Annotated in this window: 7 protein-coding genes; 4 read left to right on the top strand and 3 right to left on the bottom strand. The window is 67.1% G+C overall.

Annotated elements, in window-relative coordinates:
* Positions 1-6 precede the first annotated feature (6 nt).
* From hemL to ACQ4N9_RS25925, 3 genes are read right to left on the bottom strand one after another with little or no spacing between them, the layout of a single operon-like run.
* Complete coding sequence (hemL, locus tag ACQ4N9_RS25935; RefSeq protein ID WP_390966707.1) at positions 7-1,290, bottom strand: glutamate-1-semialdehyde 2,1-aminomutase; 1,284 nt, start codon at positions 1,288-1,290, stop codon at positions 7-9.
* A 17-nt stretch (positions 1,291-1,307) separates the two neighbouring features.
* Positions 1,308-1,931 carry a thiamine phosphate synthase gene (gene thiE / locus ACQ4N9_RS25930; RefSeq protein ID WP_390966709.1) on the bottom strand — a complete coding sequence of 208 codons (624 nt, stop codon included), beginning with the start codon at positions 1,929-1,931 and terminating at the stop codon, positions 1,308-1,310.
* A 14-nt stretch (positions 1,932-1,945) separates the two neighbouring features.
* Positions 1,946-2,743, bottom strand: a complete 798-nt coding sequence (locus ACQ4N9_RS25925; protein WP_390966711.1) for a hydroxymethylpyrimidine/phosphomethylpyrimidine kinase — start codon at positions 2,741-2,743, stop codon at positions 1,946-1,948.
* Positions 2,744-3,007: 264 nt separating this feature from the next.
* Here ACQ4N9_RS25925 and ACQ4N9_RS25920 point away from each other — a divergent pair, with 264 nt between their 5' ends.
* The 4 genes from ACQ4N9_RS25920 to ACQ4N9_RS25905 all read left to right on the top strand — a co-directional run bounded on the left by ACQ4N9_RS25920 (position 3,008) and on the right by ACQ4N9_RS25905 (position 9,018).
* Positions 3,008-4,999 (top strand): sensor histidine kinase, encoded by a 1,992-nt coding sequence (locus ACQ4N9_RS25920; RefSeq protein WP_390966713.1) that lies wholly within the window; start codon positions 3,008-3,010, stop codon positions 4,997-4,999.
* Positions 5,000-5,107: 108 nt separating this feature from the next.
* Positions 5,108-6,760, top strand: coding sequence for an acyl-CoA dehydrogenase family protein (locus ACQ4N9_RS25915; protein WP_390966859.1), 1,653 nt, complete (start codon positions 5,108-5,110; stop codon positions 6,758-6,760).
* Between the two features lie 134 nt (positions 6,761-6,894).
* Entirely contained in the window at positions 6,895-8,382 is a 1,488-nt protein-coding gene (amn, locus tag ACQ4N9_RS25910) for an AMP nucleosidase (protein WP_178125843.1), read from the top strand.
* Between the two features lie 6 nt (positions 8,383-8,388).
* A complete protein-coding gene (locus tag ACQ4N9_RS25905; RefSeq protein WP_390966715.1) occupies positions 8,389-9,018 on the top strand; it encodes a pseudouridine synthase in 630 nt (209 codons plus the stop codon).
* Positions 9,019-9,046 lie beyond the last annotated feature (28 nt).

The following is a 9,046-nucleotide window of genomic DNA, read 5'->3' as shown; positions in this document are numbered from 1 at the left end:
AGCTTGTTACTTCAGCTTGGCGAATGCCCGCTCGGCCGCATCCAGGGTGATCTGCAGCTCCTTGTCGCCGTGGGCGATGGAGGTGAAGCCCGCCTCGAACGCACTCGGTGCCAGGTACACGCCGCCTTCGAGCATCAGGTGGAAGAAGCGCTTGAAACGGTCGGCATCGCTGGCCATCACGTCGTCGAAGGTGACGATGTCATCGGCGCCGCTGAAGTACAGGCCGAACATGGCGCCCGCCTGCGTGGTGACGAACGGGATGCCGGCGGCATCGGCGCGCTGCTGCAGGCCGTCGAGCATGCGGCTGGTGTAGGCGCTGAGCTCGTCGTGGAAGCCCGGGCGGCTGATCAGCTTGAGGGTGGTCAGGCCGGCGGCCATGGCCAGCGGGTTACCGGACAGGGTGCCGGCCTGGTAGACCGGGCCGAGCGGGGCGATGCAGCCCATGATTTCGCGCTTGCCGCCAAAGCAGCCGACCGGCATGCCGCCACCGACGATCTTGCCGAAGGTCGACAGGTCGGGGGTGATGCCGTAGTAGCCCTGGGCACCGCCCAGGGAGACACGGAAGCCGGTCATCACTTCGTCGAAGATCAGCACTACGCCGTGCTTGTCGCACAGCGTGCGCAGGCCTTCGAGGAAGCCCGGCGCCGGTGGTACGCAGTTCATGTTGCCGGCCACCGGCTCGACGATGATGCAGGCCACGGTCTGGCCGACGTCGGCGAGGGTCTTCTCGACCGCGGCGATGTCGTTGAACGGCAGCGTCAGGGTGTGCTTGGCGAAGTCCGCCGGTACGCCGGCAGAGCTGGGCACGCCCTGGGTCAGCAGGCCCGAGCCGGCCTTGACCAGCAGGCTGTCGGAATGGCCGTGGTAGCAGCCTTCGAACTTGATGATGGCGTCACGGCCGGTGTAGCCACGGGCCAGGCGGATGGCGCTCATGGTGGCTTCGGTGCCGGAGCTGACCATGCGCACCATCTCCATCGACGGCACCAGCGAGCAGACCAGGTCGGCCATCTCGGTTTCCATGGCGGTCGGGGCGCCGTAGGACAGGCCGTGCTGCAACTGATTGCGCACGGCGTCCAGTACGTCCGGGTGGCCGTGGCCGAGGATCATCGGGCCCCAGGAGCCGACGTAATCGACATAGCGCTTGTCATCCTCGTCGACGACGTAGGCGCCTTCGGCGTGCTTGAAGAACAGCGGAGTGCCGCCGACGCTCTTGAAAGCGCGGACCGGCGAGTTAACGCCGCCGGGGATGTGCTTCTGGGCTTGGGCGAACAGGGCTTCGGAACGGGACATGGGATCTTCTCTCGAAATCAGGAAGCGAACAGGGCGTTGAAGGCGCGGGCGCGGCGGGTGACTTCCTGCGCGCTGTCGGCACCGAACAGGCCGTGGATCACCGCCAGCAGGTCGGCGCCATGGGCGACCAGCGGGGCGGCGTTGTCGAGGGTAATGCCGCCGATCACGGCGATCGGCAGCTTGACCTGGGCGCGGGCCTGTTCCAGCAGATCGACGCTGGCGGCCGGCGCGCCCGGCTTGGTGACAGAATTGAAGAAGCGGCCGAAGGCGACGTAGTCGGCGCCTTCCTTGGCGGCCTGCTGGGCAAGCTCAAGGCTGGCGTGGCAGGTAGAGCCGATGATGGCCTGGCGGCCGAGCAGGGCGCGGGCCGGCGTGAGTGGGCCGTCGGTCTGGCCCAGGTGCGCGCCGACGCCCAGGCGTGCGGCCAGTTCGGCGTCGTCGTTGATGATCAGCTGGGTGCCGTAGCGCTCGCACAAGGTCATCAGCGCTTCGGCCTCGCGCAGGCGGCGCGCGGCATCGTCACTCTTGTCGCGGTACTGCAGCAGGCAGACGCCGCCTTCGAGTGCCGCCTCGACGTGGCTGAGGAAACGGCCGGCGAGCAGCTGGCTGTCGGTGATCGCATACAGACCGCGGAGCTTCATCGGGTGGCCTCGTGTCAGGAGCAGAAATCCAGGGGCAGGCGGCGTGGCACGTACTGGCCCTTGCCCAGTTGCTCGGCGTCACGCAGGGTGCGCCAGGTGTAGTCCAGGGCGCTGCGCACGGCGCTTTGCAACTGCTCGCCGAGGGCCAGGCGGCCGGCCAGGGCGCTGGCCAGGGTGCAGCCAGAACCGTGATAACTACCCGGTAGGCGTTGGCAGGTCCAGGTGTGCTCCTGGCCATCACGGCTGTACAGGCGGTTATGGATTTCGTCCTCGTCGCCGTGGCCGCCGGTGATCAGCAGGTGCTCGACGAATGGCAGCAGCTTGGCGGCGCACTCGTCGGCGGTGCCGTCCGGCAGTTCGGCGAGGATGCGCGCCTCGGGCAGGTTCGGCGTGGCGATGGTGGCCAGCGGCAGCAGGCGCTCGCGCAGTGCGTAGCCGACCTCGTCCTTGCCCAGGCGGCCACCGCCGCCGGCGCGCAGCACCGGGTCGCAGACCAGCGGCAGGTGCGGGTGGGCCTTGAGCAGTTCGGCCACGGTGTCGACCATTTCGATCGAGCCGAGCATGCCCAGCTTGACCGCGGCCACGGTGGAGTCGGCCAGCACGGCGTTGGCCTGGGCCAGCACCCACTCGCGGTCGAGCACGCGGAAGTCGGAAACGTTGACGGTATCCTGCACGGTCAGGGCGGTCACGGTCGGTGCGGCGTGACAGCCTTGGGCGATCAGGGCTTCGATATCTGCCTGCAGCCCGGCGCCACCACTTGGGTCGTGGCCGGAGAGACAGAGGACAACGGGGCGGGAGCTGTAGGTATTCATGGTCGGCGAGCTTATCACCAAACCTTTTTGTGCGGATCGGTCGCCGCGCAAGATTTGCTGATCGAGTGGTCAGGATGGTCGCGATGCTTGTCCTGTAATGCGCATGCTAGAGCTGTTTCATGCAAATTTAGTGTGGCCTCTGGTCTTGCCGGAAAGCTATGCTAGAGTGCTCGGATAATTCGATCAACGGACTCTGCCGGATCACGTCGTCTCAAAGGGAAGGGAGGCAACGCGACGCGAACGGACAGGCCATGCTGGGGCTGTATGCGCTATTTGCTGATTGTGCTTCTGGGCTGCTTGCCCCTGTTCGCCGGGGCGGTCGAATTCGACGCCAGCACCTCACGACTGCCACTGGGCAGGTTCATGCAGGTCTACGAGGACCACGATGGCAGCGCCAGTATTGGCCAGGTCAGCGCACCTGCCTTTGCCAGCCGTTTCCAGGTGCACCCCCATGAGGTGCTCAATGCCGGTTACTCGACCTCGGTGTTCTGGCTGCGAATCGACCTGAACTACGCCGCCACCCCCTCCGCCGCGCCGCGCCAATGGTTGCTGGAGCTGGCTTACCCGCCGCTGGATCACCTCGAGCTCTACCTGCCGGATGCCCAAGGAGTGTTTCGCCTGGCCCAGCGCACCGGCGATGCACTGCCCTATGCCAGCCGGCAGATTCGCCAGAACAACTACCTGTTCGAGCTGCCGCTGCAACCTGGGCAGGCGACTACCGTTTACCTGCGCCTGCACAGCCAGGGTTCGGTGCAGGCGCCGCTGACGCTGTGGTCGACCCAGGCTTACCTTGAGGACCAGCCCACCCGCCTGTATGTGCTGGGCATGATCTATGGCGTGTTGCTGGTGATGCTGGTCTACAACCTGTTCATCTACCTCAGCGTGCGCGATGTCAGTTACCTCTACTACATCCTCTACATCGCCTCGTTCGGTTTGTACCAGGTGTCGGTCAACGGCGCCGGTATCGCCTACTTCTGGCCGGACAGCCCGTGGTGGGCGAATGCCGCGACGCCCCTGTTCATCGGCGCCGCCGGGCTGTTCGGCTGCCAGTTCGCCCGCCATTTCCTGCAGTTGGGCCGGCTCAGCCGTGGTTTCGACCGCCTGCTGATGGCGCTGATGGCGGGTGGTGCGCTGGTCATGGTGCTGGCGGTGACCCTGCGTTACGGCATCGCGCTGCGCATGGCCACGGTGCTGGCGCTGCTGTTCACCGTGAGCATTTTCAGCGCAGGCCTGTATGCCTGGTGGCGCGGGGTGCGGGTGGCGCGCTGGTTCATCATCGCCTGGACCGCCTTCCTGCTGGGCGGGCTGGTCAACACCCTGATGGTGCTGGGCTATCTGCCCAACGTGTTCCTCACCATGTACGCCAGCCAGCTCGGTTCGGCGCTGGAGGTGGCGTTGCTGTCACTGGCCCTGGCCGACCGCATCAACAGCCTGCGCGAGCAGCAGGCCCAGGCCCTGCGCGAGACCGGGCGCACCCTTGAGCAGCTGAACCAGCAACTGGCCCACAGCAATCGCCTGAAAGACGAGTTCCTGGCCACCGTCACCCATGAGCTGCGCACCCCGATGAACGGCGTGATCGGCTCGTTGGAGCTGCTGCACACCCTGCCCATGAGCGCCGAGCAGGCCCAGTACCACCGCACGGCCGCCGGTTCCGCCCAGGACATGATGGCCATGGTCGACGACATCCTCATCCTCACCGAGCTGCAGGCCGGCCGCCTGCGCAACCACGGTGTGTCGTTCAGCCTGCGCCGCCTGCTCCAGGAGCTGCGTGCCGGTTACGCCGGGCAGGCGCTGGCCAAGGGCTTGTACCTGACCCTGGATATCCCCGCCGACGTGCCCGACAGCCTGGTGGGCGATGCGCAGAAGCTCGCCCGCTGCCTGGCCTGCCTGGTGGACAACGGCCTCAAGTTCACCCACCAGGGCGGCGTGACCGTGCAGGTGCGTGGCCGGCGTATCGGGCCCGACCGGCTGGCGCTGAGCCTGACCGTCAGCGACAGCGGCATCGGTTTCGAAGACCTCGACCAGGCCGTGCTGTACCAGCGCTTCTTCCAGGTCGATGGTTCGATGACGCGGCGCTACGGCGGCCTGGGCATCGGCCTGTCGATCTGCCGCCAATTGGGCGAACTGGTTGGCGCGCAGCTGTCGCACGAGTCTACCCCGGGGCTGGGCAGCCGCTTCGAATTGAGCCTGGTCCTGACCGTGGCCCAGGTGCAGGTGACTTCCAGCCGGGCGGCGACGGGGCGCAGGCGTTACTGACGGGCGGGCAGCAAATGATCTGCTCATCGGCAGTTTTGTCACTTTGACTGTGCGGGCTGCGGTGCTTCACTGGGTTTTCCAGGCATGAGCGGATCCATGAGGCCCCCGATGAACCTGCACCAGTTCGCCGAAACCCACGAAGTCACCAACCAGCCGCCGGCCCTCGACGGCGCCAACCTGTACCGCCTCGACCAGCCCTTGCAGGAATGGTCGCGGCGCTTCGGTGCCGGCTGGGCCGAGTCGCGGATCGATGCCTACGGGGCACTGGCCGGCGGCCCGCTGATGGCCGCCGGGTTCCTTGCCAATGCGCACAAACCCGAGTTCAGCAGCCACGACCGCTACGGCCACCGGGTGGATCTGGTGGAGTTCCATCCCGCCTACCACGAGCTGATGCGCGCAGCGGTCGAGCATGGCCTGCCCTCGTTGCCCTGGGCCGAGCCGCGCGCGGGTGCCCATGTTGCGCGGGCCGCGATGACTTACCTGCACAGCCAGGCCGAAGCTGGAACCGGCTGCCCGTTGACCATGACCTTCGCCGCCGTGCCGGCGCTGCGGCTGCAGCCGGAGCTGGCCAGCTACTGGTTGCCGAAGATCCTCGCCCGCGAATACGACCCGCGCAACGTCGGCGACCGGCACAAGGCCGGGGTGACCATCGGCATGGCCATGACCGAGAAGCAGGGCGGCACCGATGTGCGCGCCAATACCACCCGCGCCTACCCGGTCGGCGCGCCAGGCCCGGGCCAGGCCTACGAGCTGGTGGGGCACAAGTGGTTCTGCTCGGCGCCCATGTGCGACGCCTTCCTCACCCTGGCCCAGACCGACAAGGGCCTGAGCTGCTTCCTGCTGCCGCGCCACCGCCCGGACGACCAGCGCAACCAGTTCTATATCCAGCGCCTGAAGAACAAGCTCGGCAACTGCTCCAATGCCTCCAGCGAGGTGGAATTCCGTGGCGCCCTGGCGTGGATGATCGGCGAAGAGGGCCGGGGTGTGCCGACCATCATCGAGATGGTGGCCATGACCCGCTTCGACTGCATGGTCGGCTCCAGCGCGCTGATGCGCCAGGCACTGACCCAGGCCGCCCATCACTGCGCCCACCGCAAGGTCGGCGGGCGGGTGTTGAGCGAGCAGCCGCTGATGCAGAACGTGCTCGCCGACCTGGCCCTGGAGAGCGAGGCGGCGCTGGCCCTGAGCCTGCGCATGGGCCAGGCTCTGGAGCAGCTCGACGACCCGCAGCAAGCGCATTTCGCCCGCCTGGTGACGGCGGTGGGCAAGTACTGGATCTGCAAGCGCGCGCCGGGGATGATCAACGAAGCCGCCGAGTGCCTGGGCGGTGCGGGCTATGTCGAGGACAGCATCCTGCCGCGGCTGTACCGTGAGGCGCCGGTCAACTCGACCTGGGAAGGCTCCGGCAACGTGCAGTGCCTGGACGTGCTGCGGGCGCTGTCGAAGGAGCCGGGCGTGCTGGATGCGTTGTTCATCGAGCTGGGCGATGGCCATGGCGATCCACGCCTGGCGGCGTTCATCGGCAACCTCAAAGGGGCGTTTGCCGATACCGGCGACATTCAGTACCGGGCGCGCCAGCTGACCGAAGATATTGCCGTGGCGCTGCAGGCCAAGCTGCTGCTCGAGGCCGGTAATGCGACGGTCAGCGATGCCTTCATCGCCAGCCGCCTCGGTGGCGGTGGCCGGGTCTATGGCGCGTTGCCGCGCGGGGTGGATGCACAGGCTCTGGTCGCGCGGGCTACACCGGTCTGGGGCGGTTGAACTGTACCTGCAATCGCCTGTAGGAGCGGCCTTGTGCCGCGAAAGGGCCGCAACGCGGCCCCAGCGTCAGATTGCACAGCGCCGACACCTGGGGATGTATTTGCCATTGAACGCAGGCAAGATGCTGAACATGCATGTCAGAAGACAGGAAGCCCAGCGTGAGCCAAGCGTTTGAAGTCGTTGATACCCCCGAACAGGCCGTCGACCGTCTGGCGGCCCTCCACGAGCAAGCCACCGGCGCCCTGAGCCAAGCCCTCAAGCGCTACCTCAAGGACCGTACCGAACCGGGCCAGGACGAGCGTGCGCTGTTCCGCTACCCGGCGCTGCGCCTGACCTACTTCAGCCAGGGTGAAGTCGCCGCCACCACCCGCGCCTACGCCAAGGTCCAGGTGGCCGGCACCTACAGCGTCACCGTCACCCAGCCCGCCGCGTTCCGTGGCTATCTGCTTGAGCAGTTGCGGCCATTGATGCACGACTACACGGTGACCGTGGAAGTCGGCGTCAGCGAACAGAACATCCCGTATCCCTACGTGGTCGACCAGGGCGACGAACTGGCCGGCAGCGGCATCACCGCCGCGCAGCTGGCGCGGGTGTTCCCCAGCACCGACCTGTCGGCCGCCACCGACAACATCGCCGATGGCCTGTACGACTGGGAAAGCGCCGAGACACTGCCGCTGGCGTTGTTCGACGCGGCCCGTGTCGACTTCTCGCTGCGCCGCCTGGTGCACTACACCGGCAGCGACTGGCGGCACATGCAGCCGTGGATCCTGCTGACCAACTACCACCGCTATGTCGACCAGTTCATCAGCCACGGCCTTGAGCAGTTGCGCCAGGACCCACGCTTCGTGCGCATGGTCCTGCCGGGCAACGTGGTCATCGAAAAGGGCATGGACAACGGCGAGGCCCAGGCCCTGGTGGCCAGCGTGGTCTGGCACCGCTACCAGATGCCGGCCTACCACCTGATCGCCGCCGACGGCGATGGCGTCACCCTGGTCAATATTGGCGTCGGCCCGTCCAACGCCAAGAACATTACCGACCACCTGGCGGTGCTGCGCCCGCACTGCTGGCTGATGATCGGCCACTGCGGCGGCCTGCGTCAGTCGCAGACCATCGGCGACTACGTGCTGGCCCACGCCTACATGCGCCGTGACGGTATCCTCGACCGCGTGGTGCCGCCGAACATCCCGATCCCGGCCCTGGCCGAAGTGCAGCTGGCGCTGCAGGAAGCGGCGGCGCAGGTTACCGGCGAGCGTGGCGAAGAACTCAAGAAGCGCCTGCGCACCGGTACCGTGCTCACCTACGACGACCGCAACTGGGAGCTGCGCTGGGCCCAGGAGCGCCCGCTGATCAACCTGTCGCGTGCCGTGGCGGTGGACATGGAAAGTGGCACCATCGCCGCCCAGGGCTACCGGCTGCGGGTGCCGTACGGCACCTTGCTGTGTGTATCCGACAAGCCGCTGCACAGCGAGATCAAGCTGCCTGGGTCGGCCAACGCTTTCTACAACCGCGCGGTCAGCCAGCACCTGAAGATCGGCATCGCCGCCCTCGACCTGCTGCGTACCGAGCTCAACTCGCTGCACTCGCGTAAACTGCGCAGCTTCGATGAGCCGCCGTTCCGCTGAGGATCCATGCCCCTGCCACCTCGCAATACCCCGCGCCGCCCGGCGGCGCGGCCTTCCGGCCCACGTCGCCAGGCCAAGGCGCCGCCGGCCGAGCCGCGCCTGATCCTGTTCAACAAACCGTTCGACGTGCTCACGCAGTTCAGCGACGGCGAAGGGCGCGCCACGCTCAAGGATTTCATCGACATCCCCGGCATCTACCCGGCCGGGCGCCTGGACCGCGACAGCGAAGGCTTGCTGCTGCTGACCAACGATGGGCGCCTGCAGGCACGTATCGCCGACCCCAAGCACAAGCTGGCCAAGACCTACTGGGTGCAGGTGGAGGGTGAGCCGAGCGCGGAGCAGTTGCAGCGCCTGCGCGACGGCGTCGAGCTCAATGATGGCCCGACCTTGCCAGGCGAAGCCCGCTTGCTCGACGAGCCCACGCTGTGGCCACGCAACCCACCGGTGCGCTTTCGCAAGAGCGTGCCGACGGCGTGGCTGGAACTGGTGATTCGTGAAGGGCGCAACCGCCAGGTGCGGCGCATGACCGCGGCGGTGGGCTTGCCGACCTTGCGGCTGGTGCGGGTGAGGATTGGTGACTGGACGATCGAAGGGCTGGAGCAGGGGACGTGGCGCGAAGTGCCGCCGAAGCTCTGATCGCTATCGCGGGGCAAGCCCGCTCCCA

The organism is Pseudomonas sp. ES1, from assembly GCF_050586605.1.
In the GTDB taxonomy this organism is placed as follows: domain Bacteria; phylum Pseudomonadota; class Gammaproteobacteria; order Pseudomonadales; family Pseudomonadaceae; genus Aquipseudomonas; species Aquipseudomonas sichuanensis.
This window is presented reverse-complemented; position numbering and strand designations above follow the sequence as displayed.